The organism is Pseudobacteroides sp. (assembly GCF_036567765.1).
Lineage (GTDB): Bacteria > Bacillota > Clostridia > Acetivibrionales > DSM-2933 > Pseudobacteroides.
Genome location: NZ_DATCTU010000118.1, coordinates 1 through 17,238, shown reverse-complemented (window position 1 = coordinate 17,238; position 17,238 = coordinate 1). Strand labels below are relative to the sequence as shown.

16 protein-coding genes, 1 pseudogene and 1 riboswitch are annotated in these 17,238 nt (G+C 37.2%); of the genes and pseudogenes, 6 read left to right on the top strand and 11 right to left on the bottom strand.

What is annotated here, in order from left to right; all coding sequences use genetic code 11:
• Window positions 1-771: 771 nt before the first annotated feature.
• Window positions 772-972 carry a hypothetical protein gene (locus VIO64_RS19305; RefSeq protein WP_331921309.1) on the bottom strand — a complete coding sequence of 67 codons (201 nt, stop codon included), beginning with the start codon at window positions 970-972 and terminating at the stop codon, window positions 772-774.
• Between the two features lie 721 nt (window positions 973-1,693).
• On the opposite strand from VIO64_RS19305, the pseudogene VIO64_RS19300 reads away from it, so the two are divergent.
• Window positions 1,694-2,320: pseudogene (locus VIO64_RS19300) on the top strand (transposase).
• Window positions 2,321-2,636: 316 nt separating this feature from the next.
• Here the strand turns inward: VIO64_RS19300 and VIO64_RS19295 are convergent.
• The 5 genes from VIO64_RS19295 to VIO64_RS19275 all read right to left on the bottom strand — a co-directional run bounded on the left by VIO64_RS19295 (window position 2,637) and on the right by VIO64_RS19275 (window position 7,505).
• Window positions 2,637-3,074 (bottom strand): TIGR04086 family membrane protein, encoded by a 438-nt coding sequence (locus tag VIO64_RS19295; protein ID WP_331921307.1) that lies wholly within the window; start codon window positions 3,072-3,074, stop codon window positions 2,637-2,639.
• A gap of 65 nt (window positions 3,075-3,139) precedes the next feature.
• Window positions 3,140-3,412, bottom strand: a complete 273-nt coding sequence (gene yajC, locus VIO64_RS19290) for a preprotein translocase subunit YajC (RefSeq protein ID WP_331921305.1) — start codon at window positions 3,410-3,412, stop codon at window positions 3,140-3,142.
• A 39-nt stretch (window positions 3,413-3,451) separates the two neighbouring features.
• A complete protein-coding gene (tgt, locus tag VIO64_RS19285; RefSeq protein WP_331921303.1) occupies window positions 3,452-4,576 on the bottom strand; it encodes a tRNA guanosine(34) transglycosylase Tgt in 1,125 nt (374 codons plus the stop codon).
• A gap of 48 nt (window positions 4,577-4,624) precedes the next feature.
• Window positions 4,625-5,650 carry a tRNA preQ1(34) S-adenosylmethionine ribosyltransferase-isomerase QueA gene (gene queA / locus VIO64_RS19280; RefSeq protein WP_331921301.1) on the bottom strand — a complete coding sequence of 342 codons (1,026 nt, stop codon included), beginning with the start codon at window positions 5,648-5,650 and terminating at the stop codon, window positions 4,625-4,627.
• Window positions 5,651-5,780: 130 nt separating this feature from the next.
• On the bottom strand, window positions 5,781-7,505 hold the full coding sequence (locus tag VIO64_RS19275) for a SpoIID/LytB domain-containing protein (RefSeq protein ID WP_331921299.1): 1,725 nt from the start codon (window positions 7,503-7,505) through the stop codon (window positions 5,781-5,783).
• 226 nt (window positions 7,506-7,731) lie between these two features.
• Window positions 7,732-7,905: riboswitch (Lysine riboswitch) on the top strand.
• A gap of 169 nt (window positions 7,906-8,074) precedes the next feature.
• Here VIO64_RS19275 and VIO64_RS19270 point away from each other — a divergent pair.
• Genes VIO64_RS19270 through VIO64_RS19255 form a run of 4 tightly spaced genes read left to right on the top strand, consistent with a single transcriptional unit; the run spans window position 8,075 to window position 11,288 of the window.
• Entirely contained in the window at window positions 8,075-9,073 is a 999-nt protein-coding gene (locus VIO64_RS19270; protein ID WP_331921297.1) for an aspartate-semialdehyde dehydrogenase, read from the top strand.
• A 31-nt stretch (window positions 9,074-9,104) separates the two neighbouring features.
• Complete coding sequence (dapA, locus tag VIO64_RS19265) at window positions 9,105-9,983, top strand: 4-hydroxy-tetrahydrodipicolinate synthase (RefSeq protein WP_331921295.1); 879 nt, start codon at window positions 9,105-9,107, stop codon at window positions 9,981-9,983.
• Window positions 9,984-10,003: 20 nt separating this feature from the next.
• The gene (gene dapB, locus VIO64_RS19260) at window positions 10,004-10,765 is read left to right on the top strand and encodes a 4-hydroxy-tetrahydrodipicolinate reductase (protein ID WP_331921293.1); all 762 of its coding nucleotides are present in this window, start codon (window positions 10,004-10,006) and stop codon (window positions 10,763-10,765) included.
• Between the two features lie 49 nt (window positions 10,766-10,814).
• Window positions 10,815-11,288 (top strand): ACT domain-containing protein, encoded by a 474-nt coding sequence (locus VIO64_RS19255; RefSeq protein ID WP_331921291.1) that lies wholly within the window; start codon window positions 10,815-10,817, stop codon window positions 11,286-11,288.
• Window positions 11,289-11,378: 90 nt separating this feature from the next.
• Here the strand turns inward: VIO64_RS19255 and VIO64_RS19250 are convergent, their stop codons facing one another.
• The 3 genes from VIO64_RS19250 to VIO64_RS19240 all read right to left on the bottom strand — a co-directional run bounded on the left by VIO64_RS19250 (window position 11,379) and on the right by VIO64_RS19240 (window position 13,136).
• Window positions 11,379-12,317: a dipeptidase gene (locus VIO64_RS19250; RefSeq protein ID WP_331921289.1), complete on the bottom strand. Its 939-nt coding sequence runs from the start codon at window positions 12,315-12,317 to the stop codon at window positions 11,379-11,381.
• A gap of 176 nt (window positions 12,318-12,493) precedes the next feature.
• Window positions 12,494-12,637, bottom strand: coding sequence for a hypothetical protein (locus VIO64_RS19245; RefSeq protein ID WP_331921287.1), 144 nt, complete (start codon window positions 12,635-12,637; stop codon window positions 12,494-12,496).
• Window positions 12,638-12,650: 13 nt separating this feature from the next.
• Window positions 12,651-13,136, bottom strand: coding sequence for a hypothetical protein (locus VIO64_RS19240; protein ID WP_331921285.1), 486 nt, complete (start codon window positions 13,134-13,136; stop codon window positions 12,651-12,653).
• Window positions 13,137-13,212: 76 nt separating this feature from the next.
• Between VIO64_RS19240 and VIO64_RS19235 the strand changes: the two genes are divergently transcribed.
• Window positions 13,213-14,121, top strand: coding sequence for an AraC family transcriptional regulator (locus tag VIO64_RS19235; protein WP_331921283.1), 909 nt, complete (start codon window positions 13,213-13,215; stop codon window positions 14,119-14,121).
• A 97-nt stretch (window positions 14,122-14,218) separates the two neighbouring features.
• On the opposite strand, the gene VIO64_RS19230 is transcribed toward VIO64_RS19235, so the two are convergent.
• Both VIO64_RS19230 and VIO64_RS19225 read right to left on the bottom strand, forming a co-directional pair.
• Entirely contained in the window at window positions 14,219-14,866 is a 648-nt protein-coding gene (locus VIO64_RS19230; protein WP_331921281.1) for a GDSL-type esterase/lipase family protein, read from the bottom strand.
• A 233-nt stretch (window positions 14,867-15,099) separates the two neighbouring features.
• Window positions 15,100-17,238, bottom strand: a 2,139-nt coding sequence (locus VIO64_RS19225; RefSeq protein ID WP_331921279.1) for a glycosyl hydrolase family 8, incomplete at its 5' end; no start/stop codon positions are given.

The window sequence follows — 17,238 nt, the reverse complement described above, 5'->3', positions numbered from 1 at the left end:
AGCTTCGCCCTTTCGCTTATTTTGCAAGATAAGTTACAATGATTTTTACAGTATATTCCTCATCATTAGCTAACGTGACCCACCAGCGATTAGCATCCAACGAGTGCATATTATGCAATTACGATACTTAACATTTACTTAATACCGTGTTTACTTTTAACATAAATGTAGTATAATATAAAATAGCAAAGCAAAATAGCATAAAGCTATTGTGTTGCTAGCCCATAAATCATCCGTTTCCGCCAAGAAGTTGTATGATTTATGGGTTTTGATTTATATCTTTCCATGCAAATATCTGATTAACTAAAATTGCTAATATACAATAATCCAAGCTTAAACTTTGCATAATTATGTTAACAAAAACAAAAAGGCCTTACCTAACAAAACAAACATCTGTAAGGAAGCCTTATCTATTAAAATCAAAGCCATATATATATATATATATATATATTCAACAAACGACTCAGTGAATAAGAAATTTCCCCACAATTCCCATTTAATCTAATATTATTTGAATATATCTAACATTTCCCTTTTTATCTAATATTTTTACTTACTATACATTATAAACAAGCATGTACACTTTGTCAATTTCTTTTTCTGCTACAAGTTATTGGAATATGTTAATTTTTGACTATGATGATCTTTAGTTTTATGGTATTGTTATTATATGCATGGAGGCATTGCATTAAGGCCAAGTTCGGGTATTTGACAGTTGATTAAAGAAAAATCACCATAAGCCTTGATAGTGACTTATTTTTTTGTCAAACTTTATAATTTTATCTTTCCAGGCTCCTCCTGCCAATTATATTTTGCCTCAGAAATTCCATAATCCAGTTTAATCAATGCCTCTAGCATTTCACTAAAAGCATCCCATATCCCTGTAGCAAAAAGCGTTTCATCAAAGTCATCAGTTTGTATTTCTGCTTTCATCCACCTGAATTCAATTATATCAAATGTAATATCAAACACTTTTTTCTCCTGTTTTACTAAGAAATCTTTAATTCACAACTCCAATAAAAAGTCTACTCCACACTCTATCTCTTAAGCCCCCTAATCACCTTGGACAGTTTCGGAATAAACAAGTAAAATAGAAATTGTTAAGAGGGGTTACATAATTAGGAAAAAAGTTTATGAAAAAGAATTTATAGATCAAATAGTAAAAGAAGCTATTGAAACAGGAAATGCAAGTATAGTAGCTAGAAAACACGAAATTACCCACATTTAGACCATGTAATCTTTTAACTATCGAAAATAGTCGTCTGCAATTTTAGTGAGTTCAGGCTAGCATAGCATCCATGAATTAAGTGAACTAATATATGTCATCACAAGGTACAAAAATCAAATTTTTAGCTTCTTCAATTAGACCTACATGCCAATAATGGCACCAACAATGGATGAAACATAGCTGAAAAGCCGGTAAATATATTATGAGGCAAAAGCAAGAGAACGAATTTTACTGGAGCTATAAAGCCCGTGAATTAGACGGTTCCGGGCAATCTCTATGCACCACGGATTGTAGCGTACCGAAAGGTAAAAGCACGAAGAATAGATTATAAGCTAGAAGATTGCCCAGCTTAGCCTTAATAAAATATTGTAGATATGTGGAACTATGACAGCTGATATTATTGAAATTGCATCAGGTAGCACGGGCATTAGTTAAGTTCAATAGCTCAAAAAACAAATATCTTACATGCCAATCGAAGAGTTGGCTGATTTCATCAACAAAAAAGGTAAAGGCCGTTTCGAAAAACCTGAAGAAGTTGCAACTGCTATCCAAAAAGCAGCAAGAAGTTCATATCGTCTTCCAAAGACAGTTACGGACTCTGTAAATCAGGTTCTTGCTGTATCTTTTTTAGCTATAAAAGCTTATAAGGGTCAGCTTAAAATCTTTGATAAAGCAATAGAGGAACAGGTCAAACTTATTCCTAATACACTGATTTCAATCAAAGGAATTGGTCCTGTTTACTCTGCTGGAATAATAGCAGAAATTGGCGATATTCATCGTTTCAAGGATCAAGCTGCATTGGATAAATTTGCGGGTATTGCCTAGTCAAAACATCAGTCAGGTAATTTTACGGCTGCACATACTAACTTGATTAAATTCGGTAATAGGTATTTACGCTATTACATCATGGAAGCTACTAACAAAGTGAGATTGCACGATCACGAGTTAAAACGCTTCTATAAGCTCAAGTACAGCCAAACCCCAAAGACGCCACACAAGAGAGCACTTGCATTAACTGCCAGAAAATTTGTCCGTATTGTCTATGCTCTGATTCATAGCAATCGGCTTTATACGCCACCAAAAGGAAAGTAATTTCCAATTGGCTATTCCACTTCCTACTAAATTTTACATAAAGCTTTGGTAGGCTTATTAGGGAGTTGATCTTTTGCGTCTTTTTTACTAAAATTATAAGTTTTCAGTCATAGTATTTTCCAATTTTCTCTTGACACTTTACCGCTGGACTTTTAAGAACTATTTTAAGGGGATTGGGGTAAAAATGATACTGAATATTTGTAGCTATTAAGCTTTTTATCTATAGTTTAAACAAAAGAACAAACACTTCTTCCACTATTATAGTGTTTGTTCCATCAAAACCATATCAAATATTAACTAATCTAGAATTTATGAATTATGCCTTTGCCCTTTTTCTGCTTCTGTTGTACTTTAAATTAACTCCGATTATTCCGCCTATTGAGCCTGAAAGTATGCCTATTGCAATCATGGTTACCGTCTGCCTTGTAATTGAAAAGTCCCTAAATGAAATACTGCTAAGAATATAAAGTACAAGCATATAAATAGTCCCTACTATCGCTCCATTAATCCATCCCTTTTTATTAATTTTACTTGTTGCGGTGGAGCCGGCAACTATTATGCTTATTACTGTAGTTATTATTACTGATGTTGAGACATACTTTTCCGGAAAATCTGTGTAAGTCAGTGCTAATGAGAAGGCAGCAAAAAAAGGTATTGTTATAAGAAATGAAATTACAATACCTTTAATTATTGACACTAAAGTCATGTGCTCGTTTAAGGTTTCCCTTATATTTTGCCTGCTAATCCTTGACATAATGTACCTCCAAATTTTGAGCCTATAATAATTTATTTGAAAGCACATTATATTAGAACAGTTTTTTAGATTTCAGTTGGTTTAACAACTTCCTTAACGGCCCATCTCAAAATCACTATTTCTGTTTTCTTGATACCTGTTTCGATGGTAATTTCATCATCCTTGATGTTTATTATCCTTGCGGCAATACCTCCAATTGTAATGATGTTGTCACCTACATTCAATGCTCCCAGCATTTCTTTGATCTTTTTGTCCCTTTTCTTTTGCGGCAATATAATCATAAAGTAAAAAACCGCAATAACAGGAACAAACATTAGTAAACTTGAAAAAGCTTCCATTTTAAACCTCCTTGAATATTTTATGTCTTTATATTGTTTCTATTTTTTTGTGTAACCAAAAGTCTCAAAAAACTCATTTCTGAAGTCTCGCAGCCTGTCATCCATAATTGCCTTTCTCACATTTTCCATGAGCTTTAAAAGGAATCTCAGGTTGTGCCAGGTCGTAAGCCTTATTCCCAGCACCTCTCCCGCTTTTAGAAGGTGTCTTATATATGCCCTTGAAAAGTTCCTGCAGGCATAACAATCACATTCCGGGTCCATTGGCGAAAAATCTCTGGAGTATTTTGCATCCCTAATAATCATTTTGCCACCCGATGTAAGAACTGTACCGTTTCTTCCTATCCTTGTGGGCAAAACGCAGTCAAACATGTCTATCCCCCTTAGGGATCCTTCTATAAGATAGTCAGGGCTTCCAACACCCATCAGGTACCTTGGCTTATCTTCGGGAAGAAGCGGAACTGTACAATCCAGCATGTCATACATGTCCTGTGCAGGCTCGCCGACGCTTAAGCCGCCAATTGCATAGCCGGGAAAGTCTAACTCCAGAAGCTCTCTTGCACTCTGCTCCCTTAATTCCTTATAAATTCCACCTTGAACTATTCCGAATAGTGCCTGCTTATCGGTATTTTTGTGGGCTTCCTTACATCGTTTAGCCCATCTGGTTGTCCTTTCCAATGAGTTTTTTGCATAGTCAAACTCACAGGGATAGGGTATACATTCGTCAAAAGCCATTATAATATCTGCCCCAAGGTCATTTTGTATCTCTATTGCTTTTTCAGGAGTAATAAAGTGCCTGGAACCGTCAATATGGGACTTGAAAGTGACTCCTTCTTCCTTAATATCCCTCAGATCGCTTAAGCTGAACACCTGGAACCCTCCACTGTCTGTCAGTATGGGTCTCTTCCAGTTCATGAAGCCGTGAAGTCCTCCTGCTTCCTTTACAATATCCTCACCGGGTCTCATATAAAGATGATATGTGTTGCTTAGTATTATCTGTGCATTTATTCCCATAAGCTCATCAGGTGACATGCCCTTAACCGTTGCCTGAGTTCCTACAGGCATAAACGCAGGAGTATCAAATGAACCATGGGGAGTGTGTACCTTTCCTAACCGTGCACCTGTCTGGCCGCACTTTTTTATCAATTCGTATCTAACTGCTGACATATAACACCGCCTAAAATTAAAATCCTTTAATAAGAATAAACAAAATCATTATAAAATCATCATAGCATCGCCAAAGCTAAAAAAACGGTACTTCTCTCTTATTGCCTCATTATAAGCATTCAATACATTTTCTCTTCCGGCAAAGGCACTTATAAGCATAATAAGAGTAGATTCGGGAAGATGGAAATTTGTTATTATACTGTCAACCACCTTGAAACTATACCCAGGGTATATAAAAATACTGGTGTTTCCGCTTCCTGGAGCCACCCTACCCTTTTCATCACCAACAGTCTCTAAAACTCTGACACTGGTTGTACCAACGGCTATTACCTTTTTCCCACTTAGTCTGGCATTGTTTATTACATTACAGGCATTATCGCTAATAGTGTAAAATTCGGAATGCATATAGTGTTCAGTTATATTTTCCACTTTTACAGGCCTGAAGGTTCCTAACCCCACATGGAGAGTGACATAAACAATATTTACACCCATATCAACAAGTTCTTCCAGCAGTTCCCTGGTAAAATGCAAGCCTGCCGTAGGAGCTGCTGCAGAACCTTTATTCTTTGAATACACTGTCTGATACCGCTCTTTGTCATCAAGCCTTCTTGTTATATAAGGAGGCAGTGGCATTAGACCTATCTTGTCTAATATATGCTCAAATATTCCCTCATATTCAAATCTGACCAACCTATTTCCCTGCTCAACAATATCTATTACCTCAGCCTTCAGGATACCTCCGCCAAAGCTAAACCTTCTGTCGATCTGTGCCTTTCGCCCCGGCTTTAATATAACTTCCCAGACATCACCGTTTACTCTTTTCAAAAGAACAAACTCAATAGGTGATCCGGTACCTTCCTTTTCACCATAAAGTCTCGCAGGGATAACTCTTGTATCGTTTAAAACAAGGCAATCTCCTTCACTTAAGTAATCCTTGACATTTTTAAATATTTTGTGCTGGGTTTTACCTGAATTCCTATCAAGAACCAAAAGTTTTGACATATCTCTGTCCAATATAGGCTCCTGTGCTATCAATTCTTCAGGTAAATCATAATAAAAGTCCTTAACCTTCATACTTATCCTTTTCTTTATGAATAATCTTTTTCAGGGTTGCAAAACCACTTTGTGATATTGTTCTAATAGAAATATAACCCATATGAATTTAAATAATACATTAATTTGCTAATGTTTACAAGAGGGCATTTTATTCAATAACCGTGCCTTGGAAATAATGTGTCAGAATCTGGTCATATTTATACCCTGCCTTTGCCATGCCCATTGCACCGTTCTGGCTCATTCCCACTGCATGCCCCCAGCCTTTTCCTACAAACTTGTAACTTTGAGGAGCAGCCGATACTGTCTTTTTAACTCCATCTGCACCAATTACAGTGACACCTCCGTTTTTTACGGCCAAATCCTTAAGACCTCCGGCTGTCATAACCTTTTTTGATGCAAGCTGTGTTTGTACTATGGTGTTATCGGACTTTTTAAAAGGAACCACCGCATCACTAACAATGGTATACCACTGGCTGTTAAAGCCGAAAACAGTCCTGCAACCGTCAAGTTTGTATGTCCTTTGGCCTTTTGTACCGCTTATAACAAGCTCTGTTACCCTTCCTGCATCAGAAGTCTTGGTAATGGCTACGCCTGTTATATCCCCCAGATCATATCCTCTTCCTGACATTATTTCTTTAATCTTGCTTGCTGTCAAAGTGACCTCCCAATTGTAGTTGTAGGATTTTCCCGATTCGTATTTATCCTCTACACTCTTCAAATATGGAATGTCGCTTCCCCATACATTTTTTACATCCTCTGTACGTCCGCCGCTCGAGCTGAAATAGAAGACCTCGGCTAACTTGCCCTGATAAGTAAGCTTCTTGCCTGCTGTGTCATCTACAGCCTTGTTTGTTGTTGCATATTCACCGGCAAAACCTTTGTAAACCTGACATGAAGTTGTTGTACATAGGTTAAAAAAGTGCTTTTTATGTTTTGACATAGTACCCAGCATGTAAGTCCTTGCAGATACAGCCTGAGCCTTTAAGGCCTCAGGATCAGAGCTTGACCCAATCTCAGCAGGCACAACCCCATATAGGTACTGCTCAGGCGGAAGTATATTAATAAGGGTCATATCGCTTCCGGTAATCCTTCTAACCTCAAGGTCCCCTCTGTATCTCAATGTGTTGTTGTTATCTATTTTAAATATATATGGATTGTTTTCCTGGTTTGGTTTTATCTGAAGAATATTTATGTCACTTCCAATTACAAGGACAGTTTCTCCTGAAGGATTGGCCACAACTATTCTGTTTGGTGCCTGCAATACAGGTGTTAGGGCATATCCAGGAAGAAGCTGCTTAAAAACGCTGTCAATATCCGCTTGAGCAGAGCTTTGATCGATATAAAATCCGGACCATACCTGCCATGTATCCACATAAGCCAGGTATGCAGCAAGTCCTGTTGATTTAATAACGTTTAAAGCCTCTTTTGCAGAGTTTTGATCATTATAGGAATCCCCTATCTGAATATGTATCGGCCCAAGTTTTTCACCTTCGGGAATGCTCTTATCTATAGGCTTGTATTCCGTAAGCTTGCCGTTCTTCATTGATAAGTAAGCATCTTTCCTAATAGTGACAAGCCCATTAGAAGGCTCCATGTAAATTGGAGTAAAAACATCATTACTGCAACTTCCTATTGTAAGTCCCTTTTCGGCACTTACAGTAAAATTGGAAATTGCGGTTGACTCATAATACAACCCTATTCTTACCTTGTCCGGAACAGTTATTCCTGCACTACTTGTGCTATAACCGAAATATGTATTTGAAATGATTAAGGTTATGATAACTATAGCAATCTTAATTCTTCTTAAGGACAATTCCTTGAATTTGTAATGCTTAAAATAATTAAAGCTTCTTGAAACAGCCTTATTAAACATTATTGAATTTCCTCCGTTTATCTTTTGTAATTTGATCTTACTAAGTAACTTTATACTAATCGTCAACAATATTATTGTAATACATATAATAATATTGTGCCAATCAAATTTTTAGAAGAAATAAAACTGTAATATAACAAAAATCTTTAATCTTTAAATATTAATTCACAATTGACAACGTATCATCATAATGATATTATAAATAAAAATATCTAATAGAGTTTAATAGTACAGTAGAGGTTGCATTTTTTAATAGTAGACCCGCAGAAATCCGGGGGATTTGTGAAGCAGGCCGAAAGGAAAAAATGCCGAAGGAATAGTCTTCCCCGAAGCTATATCCTGGTTGTGCAGTTAATAGCTGCATAACTGTCATCAGTGATGATGGAGCGCTATCTGTTCTTGAGTTTAAGACGATTCCACTTGGTTTTAGTTTTAATAAAAAGAACTGCTGGTGCTTATATGACCGGCTTTTTTATTGGAAACAATTCCAATCTGAAATTATTATCTGCAAAGGCCGGTCTAAAGCAAAATTCACTTAAGAATACTATATTTTTTAGGAGGGTATATTAATGAAAAAAGTTAAATTAGCGGTATGCGGTGCAACAGGAATGGTTGGAAGAACATTTTTAAAGGTTCTTGAAGAAAGGAATTTACCTATTGAAGAAATATATTTCTTCTCTTCTGCAAGATCTGCAGGATCAACAGTAACATTCAACGGAAAGAATTACACTGTTGAAGAGCTTACAGAAACATCCTTTGACAGGGGTATTGATATCGCCCTGTTTTCAGCGGGAGGAAGCACCAGTGAAAAATTCTCACCTATCGCTGCTGCAAAGGGCTGCGTAGTTGTTGACAACAGCAGTGCCTGGAGAATGGATCCTACAGTTCCCCTCGTAGTACCTGAAGTAAATTCACATGATATCCAATGGAACAAAGGAATTATAGCAAACCCCAACTGTTCAACAATTCAGGCTGTGGTTGCATTAAAGCCTTTACATGATAAATATAAGATTAAAAGAATTGTATACACTACATTCCAGGCAGTTTCGGGAGCAGGTATGAAAGGTTATGCCGATCTTGAGGAAGGCCTTAAGGGAGAGGCACCTAAAAAGTTCCCTCATCCTATAGCAAACAATGTTTTGCCTCACATAGATGTATTTTTGGAGAACGGGTACACTAAAGAAGAAGAAAAAATGATTAAAGAAACAAAGAAAATCATGGGTGATCAAAATCTCAAGATCACTGCTACTACAGTTAGGGTTCCTGTTTTTAACGGTCACAGCGAATCAATAAACGTTGAATTTGAAAAGCCTTATGACTTAAATGAGCTTAAAGAAGTGCTAAGAAATGCACCTGGAGTTATCGTTCAGGATGATCCGGCAAACAATGTATATCCACTCCCTATCTATGCATCTGGTAAGGATGAAACCTTCATAGGAAGAATCCGTCGTGATGAAAGCGTTGAAAGTGGAGTAAATCTTTGGGTTGTTGCAGACAACATAAGAAAAGGTGCGGCTACAAATGCAGTTCAGATCGCACAGGAGCTTATAAAAATGTGGAGTAAGTAAGCGTGAGCAAATAGTAAAGGAAGGTATTGTTATGACAAAACCAATTTTCACAGGATCAGGAGTTGCAATTGTTACACCTTTTACAGATGATGGAATTGATTTTAACAAACTTGGTGAGCTTATTGACTATCAGATAAGGGAAGGCACCGATGCCTTAGTCATTTGCGGAACAACAGGCGAAGCTTCAACCATGCCTGATGAAGAGCATAAAGCTGCAATCAAATTTGCTGTTGAAAAGGTAAACAAAAGAGTTCCTGTCATTGCAGGCACTGGAAGCAACGATACTCGACATGCCATAGAGCTCAGCAAGTATGCGGAAGAAGTTGGTGCGGATGCCATTCTTAGCGTTACTCCATATTACAACAAGACTTCCCAGAGAGGCCTTGTAGAGCACTTTAAGGCTATTGCGAACAGTATAAAAATACCTGTTATATTATATAATGTTCCTTCAAGAACCAACCTCAATATATGCCCTGAAACAGTTAAAGCTCTTTCAGAAATTGATAATATTGTGGCTATAAAGGAATGTAATATTAACCAGGTTGGGGATATCATAAACCTCTGCGGAGATAAGATTACCGTATATTCAGGCAACGATGATCTCGTTGTTCCGCTTCTTTCACTGGGAGGAAAAGGTGTTATTTCGGTAATGGCAAACATCATTCCTAAAGATACTCATGATATGGTAGCAAAATACCTGTCTGGGGATGTTGAGGGCAGTAAAAATCTACAACTAAAGACTCTTAACCTGATAAAGGCACTTTTCGTTGATGTAAGCCCTATTCCTGTAAAAGCAGCAATGAACCTTATGGGTATGAATGTTGGAAGCTGCAGAATGCCGCTTGTAGACATGTCCGATAAGAACCTTGATATTCTTAAAAACAGCATGAAGGAGTACGGTTTACTATAATTTAAGGATGTGATTTTCCAATGATAAATATTTTAATGAGCGGCTGTAACGGTAAGATGGGCCAGGTTATTTCAAGGCTCGCAGCTGAAAGGGAAGAATTAAGAATAGCCGCAGGATATGATAAATACACTAAAATCAGTAATCCATACCCTGTTTTTGACGATCTGGGTAAATGTGATATTAAAGTTGACGTTATTATCGACTTTTCCAACCCTGATGCACTTGATGGAATTTTAAGCTATTCTCTGAAGAATAAAGTTCCGTTGATTGTTGCAACTACAGGATTGTCAACAAGCCAGGTAAACAAACTTAAAGATGCATCTCATGTGGTGCCGGTTTTCTTTTCTGCAAACATGTCATTAGGCGTAAACCTTTTAATGGACCTTGTCAAAAAGGCCGCAAAAGTGCTGGAATATAATTTTGACATTGAAATAATAGAAAAGCACCACAATCAGAAAATCGATGCACCAAGCGGTACTGCTCTGGCTATTGCAGATGAAATTAATTCTGCACTTTCCGAAAAGCAGGAGTATGTATATGACAGGCACTCCCGCCGCAAAAAGAGAAGCAAGAAAGAGATCGGTATTCATGCTGTTAGAGGAGGTACTATTGTTGGTGACCACTCAGTAATTTTTGCAGGAACTGACGAAATTATTGAAATCAACCATATAGCAACCTCAAAGGAAATATTTGCTACCGGGGCACTCAGTGCAGCCAGATTTTTATACAACAAAAAACCCGGTTTATACAATATGAATGACCTTATAAGTGAAGCAAACTAAGGTATGATTAATAATATTAACACTTTTAATATGCTAAGGAGGGGTTATAATGACTGGAAAGCCCGTAACTGATATTAGTGTAACATATAATGTAGCCTTGGTTACTGTTGACAACCTGCCTGTTGATATGAAGCTGGTTTCCGATATTTTCAATTCCATCGCCGGGCAGAACATCAACATTGACATGATAAATCAAGCTCCGCCATACAGGGGAAGTGTGAATATTTCTTTTACTCTTCCGTCTGATGACCTGGTCCGGGCTATTAGTACATTAAACACCTTCAAAAAAAGTGCACCAGGCTTAAAAATAGAAGTTGATGCTCAGAACACCAAGCTTTCGGTTTTCGGTGAAAGGATGAAAAACATACCTGGTGTTGCCGCCAAGCTATTTACAATACTTGCCGAAAATGGTATCGATATTAAGCTGGTAACAACCTCGGAGGTTGATATCTCGTACCTTATCTACGAGAAGGATGTTGATACGGCCTTATCATCCATAAAGCAGGAATTTGGCCTAGAATAAATATTATCCTTAAATATTGTTTATGATAAAAGTGATTTTACTGTAAATTAACAAATTTTACAGTAAAATCACTTTTAAATTTTATGTTGTCTAGGAAATTATGGTATCCTTAATAACCCTTAAAAAGTTCAATCCAGCAATTTTTTCAATGTCTTCACTCTTATAATTAAGTCTCACCAGTTCGTTTAGCACCTTTCCCATATCTTGGATACCATTTACCCCTTCAGGCACCGATTCAATGCCGTCAAAATCACTTCCAAATCCCACATGATTGACTCCTACAAGTGAGCATATATATTCGATATGTCTCACAATATCGTTCAAGGAAGCACTACCATTATCCTTAAGAAATCTGGGGTAGAAGTTTATTCCCGCTACTCCCCCATTATCTTTTATTGCATTAAGCTGTTCATCTGTAAGGTTCCTTGCATGAGTGCATAATTTTTTGGCATTGGAATGAGATGCAATAAGAGGCTTTTTTGTAAGCTCTATACAATCCCAGAAGCCTTTTTCTGAAATGTGTGATACATCAACAATCATTCCAAGCCTGTTCATTTCTACAATAAGTTTCTTGCCAAAGGGCGTTAATCCTCCGCCCGAACTACCGTCTAACACCCCATCCGCTATTTCGTTTCTATAATTCCATGTAAGGCAGACACTCCTGACACCAAGCTTATAAAACATTCTAAGAGCGGCCAGATCGCCTTGCAATGCATCCCCTCCCTCTATTGAGAGAATTGCAGCAACTTTTTTTGCATTTATGGCCTTCATTACTTCGTCATAATTTGTACAAAGGCTGATGCAAGTGTTATTATCAATCTCCTCATAAAACCTGTCGATAATCTGGACTGCCCTTTTCATAGCATATGCCTGACCAAAAGACGGGTCTATAAAAGCAGCAAAGAATTGGACATATTGTCCTGCATTGATCATACGCTCCATGTCTATATGACATTTATTGGTATGTAGACTCTCCCCTGTTTCCATTATTTTTGTGATTGTATCGCAATGTGCATCTACAATGATCATTTTAGTAATCCTTTCTAAGTTAAAAGTGTTATTTATCTTACATTTTTTAATATTTAATAAAATAGATTTCTCTCTATAAAGGTAAAACACTTTAAATACTTAGGACTTAAAGTGTTTTATCTTTACTCATTATTTATATTATATTAATTAGGAGCATATGAAAAGATATATATAAATTATTCAAACATTGATGCTGCATAGGCACGACCTACTGAGCCTGTGTCGGTTGCACCCTTCTTAAGGGCAACATACCCCTGTCCCGCTTCACCAATAACAGTGTGTACCGTAATATAGTCAGTTCCCCCTGCTGATTTTACCATGGAGGTTATCTGGTTACCCATTGCTGGAGTGGGGGGGTTCTCCAAAAAGGTTTCCTAGATATGGTGCCGGATAGCCTGTAGCAAAGTTTCTTATAGGTTCAACCAATGGAACCATCTTAAGCTGAGTGCTGTTTGGGTCAAATGGAGGCACCTTCAAACTTCCCAATGACAGCTTTAGGTTGTTATAAGGCTGTGCAGTAGTTTTTACAGGATTGGCCGACGCACCTACCCCAAGACTTTGTCCTGTGCCGATAATTCCATTCCGATCATAAGTTGTGGTGCTGGGTGTAGGCCTTGGAGTTACCGTTGGCGTATTAGTTGTTGTCGGTGTATTTGTATTATTTATTATTAATTTAAATTTCCCTGCGATAATCAATACGACTAACATATTGATTGCACCATCATCATTTAAATCATAAGCAGCAACGTATTTGCCGTCTCCTGTAACCGAGTTAAAAGCACCCGCAATCAAAATAACATCAGACATGTTTACTACCATATCACCATTTAGATTAAATAAATTATTTTATTATTTCAAAATCTTGTGCTAATATTTTATTAGGGGGATTTGTTTTATGGGGATAGTGCTAAAAAAAGTTAATGTTAAAAACGAAGAGATAGCACCAAAGGTGCTTACAGCCGCGTTATTTTATGAGGGTGCTGATATGCCGGAAGGATACCGCCTCCCTGAACGTTATGTATTTGATTATGAATTCGAACTGATAGTTTATGGCAATGGCTCCCAGATTATTGATGATAAACTTTACAAAGTAAAACAGGGAGATATATTATTCAGGAAACCAGGACAATATACTCAAGGTATAATGCCTTACAGCTGTTATCTTATATGTGTGGATATACTTAGTAATACAGGTAAAAATCCTGACAGCTATTATGTTTATAACAAGCAGGATTATCAAAACTATTGTATAAATCCCATACTTGAAAAAATACCCACATTGTTCCATCCTTTTAATATGGAAAAAAGTCTATATATTTTTGATTCCATATTAAAAGAATTTGTTACGCCCTCTCCTGCTTCTGATTTGTTTCTCAAAGCAAATATATTGAATCTAATGTACTATCTTTACCAGGACTCCACAGAGTCCTTCGTTAGTAACTCTATGTATTTGTCTCCCCATTATTGTACAATAAAAAAAGTTATTGAATACATAAATAATAATTTAGAGAAAAAAATTGTTTTGAATGACTTATCTAGAGTTGCAAATATAAGCCCTCACCATTTTCATAAAATTTTTACAGGAACTGTGGGCATTACACCTAATGAATTTATAATAAGATGCAGATTGGATAAAGCAAAAAAGCTCCTTACAAGAACATGCTATTCCATAGCCGAAATCTCCGAACTGTGCGGATTTGAGAACTCACCTTACTTTAGTTACGTATTCAAAAAGTATAATAGCCTAACTCCTCTTGAATTTAAAAAGAAACATAGCTATAATCCGCTTACATTAAGTGAATAATTTGCTATTTGCCATTCATTAAATAATGGAGTAACTATAGTACAATTTGCACTACAATTACTCCATTGAAATTTTGTTCATTATGCTTAAAGTAAACTTAAAAATATTCCTTTATAATAGGGCTTATTCTATCTCCCCATATTTTATATCCTGGCTCAATCAAGTGTAATCCATCATCCATCAACGATCTATCCACCCTGTTGTTTTCTATTATGTATTCTTTTCCTATATCTAAAAATATTAGATTTCGGGTTTTAGCCATTTTGAAAAGTTCAGCATTTATTTCAGTTACTATACTTATATAATCATTACATGCATCATCAGGATCTCTCGGTAAAAGACCCATTAAAATTATCTTTGAGTGTGGCAATTTCTGCTGTATAACATCTACCAATCCTTCTACTCCCTGGTACACCTCATCTATATTATAATTGGGTAAATTATTTGTTCCAATAAGTAAAACAACAATCTTGGGTTGTATGTCTTCTAGCTCTCCATTTAAAAGCCGCCATTTAAGGTTTTGTATCATATCCATTCCAACACCGAAATTGGCCGGGTTATACTTTGAAAAATATGAATCCCACAATAGGTTTTGTGGTTGTTCTAACCATCTTCTGGTTATTGAATCTCCTATAAATAACAACCCAATTTTATTTTGCTGCTTAAAGTTCAGAAAATATTCATGCCTTTCAATATGATGCTCATCAAACCTTTGAATGGAATCATTAATGTCCGGTTTAGTCATTTTTTTGCCTCCAATAGAAGAATATTTTATTCATTTAATTTTAATTTATTGCTGCAAAAAAAGCAAACTGCGATTTCTCACGACATAAAATTAGGGACAGATTGATGTTAATCACTCTGCCCCATTTTATTATGTCAAAGAAATTAGGGTATTCTACGCCACAATTTCTCACGACAACGACCAAGGTTGCAAAATCACTTCGTGATTTTGTTATGCCTAAGATTTAACGCTTTTTAGTTAGGTACATATGAATATGCTTTGTTGTCACTTGGATTAGGAACTGTAACACCCTTTCTCTTGAACAATTCACTTAAAGTTACAAATTCATATCCCTGACTCTGAAGAGTAGGAATTATTATATCAAGAGCTTCAGGAGTCGGATGTGGATCAGGCTGATTGTCATGCATCAGAGCAATCATACCGTCTCTAGCTCCTTTTATTATATCGTTAGCTCTCTGCTGGGCAGTTGAAGATTGACTCCAGTCATTACAAGTAACACCCTGTACAAATGTAAGATCAATAGCATCGTACATGGTTTGGCTATAAGCAAGGTTAGGTGCACGGAAGAACTTAGGTGTTACACCTGCATACTGCTGAATAGCAGCACTTGTCCTGCTTATATAGTCTTTAATCTGCGTTGAGGACATGCTATTCATACTTGAATAATCCCATGAATGGTTTCCTATTTCATGTCCGGAATTAACAACTCTTTTAATAATAGCACTTGTGCCGCTGCTTATATTTTGTCCAATCATCATAAATGTAGCAGGAACTTTATATTTGTCAAGTTTGTCAAGTACTCTGGCTGTCTTTGTGTTATCCGGTCCGTCATCAAATGTCAAAGCAATAAGCTTTGCATTAGGGTTAACAGTTGGTGAAGGTACGCTTGTTGGTGTTGATGTTGGAGTTGATGTTGGAGCTGATGTTGATGATGAAGGAGTAACTGTCTTTCCGAAATTAATCGCAATAACAAGAACATCCGCCATGTTTATAGCACCGTCATTATTGAGGTCATAGTTTGCAACATATTTTGCATCGCCACGAACTGCATTAAATGAAGTTGCCATAATTATAACATCCGCCATGTTTACAACACCGTCATTATTGATGTCTCCTGAAGTTGATGGTCCGGAAGAATTTTTGGTTGGTGTTGGAGTGTTGCTTGGCTCAGTGCTTGGTGAAGAGGATGACATAGGTGCTCCCCAAATCTTGAAGTTACCGCTGGCATGAAGTAAACCAAACATGAAGAGGCAACCGTCATAATACCTGTATTGTCCGCTTGGTGCAGATAGCTTCCACAGGTCCTCAACAAAATCATATGCTTGAGCTTTTGTTGCTGCTAGACTTCCAACAGCATTCATGGCTACAAGTCCAGGTGAGTGGTCGGTATTGAGTTGTGTACCGTCAAGTTTGAAACATCCTCCATAGGTTGTACGACCCTTGCTGACAAAGAAATCCTGAATTCTGTCGGCATAGGTTTTTGCCCATGGATCTTTTGCAAACCATGCATAGTCAAAGGCACTATTATTTATAGTACGCCAAGCATCGTAACGGAAGTCAACATGCTCAGGACCCCATGATACATTTTTTGGAGTTCCGTCGAAATTCGCATAATCAGGTGCTAGGCCTGTTGTTGGATGAGTTGTCTTTTTGAAAAATTCTCTGCTTGTTGTTGCAACCTTTTTCCATGTTTCCCTGTCTCTTTCAGGTCCCCATAAAGCAAACAGTTCATAAAAACCAGGGAGATGGTATGATGGATCGGTGAAGTCATAGTTGCCCGAAGTAGGACAGAAAACTACTTGGTTTGAGTTTTTATTTATAAGGTTGTAGCCTTGTCCGTCATCAGACTGGTGAAGCATTGCATCCAATATTGCATTAGCTTCGGCTTGATAGTTGAAAATTCCTGTACCGTTGCCCCAACGTTTAGCAGCAAACAAGAGTGACATTGCAAAATATTCATCTCCGTCGGAAGCAGGGGTTCTATCTATTATTGATCCATCCGGACGTAATTGCCAGGCAAAAAATCCTTTTAGATCCGCACTTGTATGTTGCATATATGTCTTTGCCCATTTCCACAACTTATCAAACTCTGTCTTCTTATCCATTTGTACGCAGTGCATCATTCCGTAGGACTGACCTTCACTACGGATATCATTATTATTGACGTCCAGGATATACGCCATATCGGAGCCTACTTCGTACATGATCTTGTGGTTGCTGTCGCCGTGAAATAGTGATTGAAACTCTTTTTCCAATTTTGCTTTGATTTCTGCATCGGTTTTTCCTATTTCGGCAAACAGATTCCTGTATACCCCGGATTCATATGCTCCCACTGAAGGAACAACAGGTGTTGCAGCATTAGCTGTTACACC

Bases quoted from the DNA above. Each gene is read 5' to 3' on its own strand.
- VIO64_RS19250 (WP_331921289.1), bottom strand. From the start codon at position 12,317: ATGATCATTGTAGATGCACATTGCGATACAATCACAAAAATAATGGAA.
- VIO64_RS19240 (WP_331921285.1), bottom strand. From the start codon at position 13,136: ATGGTAGTAAACATGTCTGATGTTATTTTGATTGCGGGTGCTTTTAAC.
- tgt (WP_331921303.1), bottom strand. From the start codon at position 4,576: ATGTCAGCAGTTAGATACGAATTGATAAAAAAGTGCGGCCAGACAGGT.
- VIO64_RS19235 (WP_331921283.1), top strand. From the start codon at position 13,213: ATGGGGATAGTGCTAAAAAAAGTTAATGTTAAAAACGAAGAGATAGCA.
- queA (WP_331921301.1), bottom strand. From the start codon at position 5,650: ATGAAGGTTAAGGACTTTTATTATGATTTACCTGAAGAATTGATAGCA.
- VIO64_RS19270 (WP_331921297.1), top strand. From the start codon at position 8,075: ATGAAAAAAGTTAAATTAGCGGTATGCGGTGCAACAGGAATGGTTGGA.
- VIO64_RS19275 (WP_331921299.1), bottom strand. From the start codon at position 7,505: ATGTTTAATAAGGCTGTTTCAAGAAGCTTTAATTATTTTAAGCATTAC.
- VIO64_RS19230 (WP_331921281.1), bottom strand. From the start codon at position 14,866: ATGACTAAACCGGACATTAATGATTCCATTCAAAGGTTTGATGAGCAT.
- yajC (WP_331921305.1), bottom strand. From the start codon at position 3,412: ATGGAAGCTTTTTCAAGTTTACTAATGTTTGTTCCTGTTATTGCGGTT.
- VIO64_RS19295 (WP_331921307.1), bottom strand. From the start codon at position 3,074: ATGTCAAGGATTAGCAGGCAAAATATAAGGGAAACCTTAAACGAGCAC.
- dapA (WP_331921295.1), top strand. From the start codon at position 9,105: ATGACAAAACCAATTTTCACAGGATCAGGAGTTGCAATTGTTACACCT.
- dapB (WP_331921293.1), top strand. From the start codon at position 10,004: ATGATAAATATTTTAATGAGCGGCTGTAACGGTAAGATGGGCCAGGTT.
- VIO64_RS19255 (WP_331921291.1), top strand. From the start codon at position 10,815: ATGACTGGAAAGCCCGTAACTGATATTAGTGTAACATATAATGTAGCC.
- VIO64_RS19245 (WP_331921287.1), bottom strand. From the start codon at position 12,637: ATGGTAAAATCAGCAGGGGGAACTGACTATATTACGGTACACACTGTT.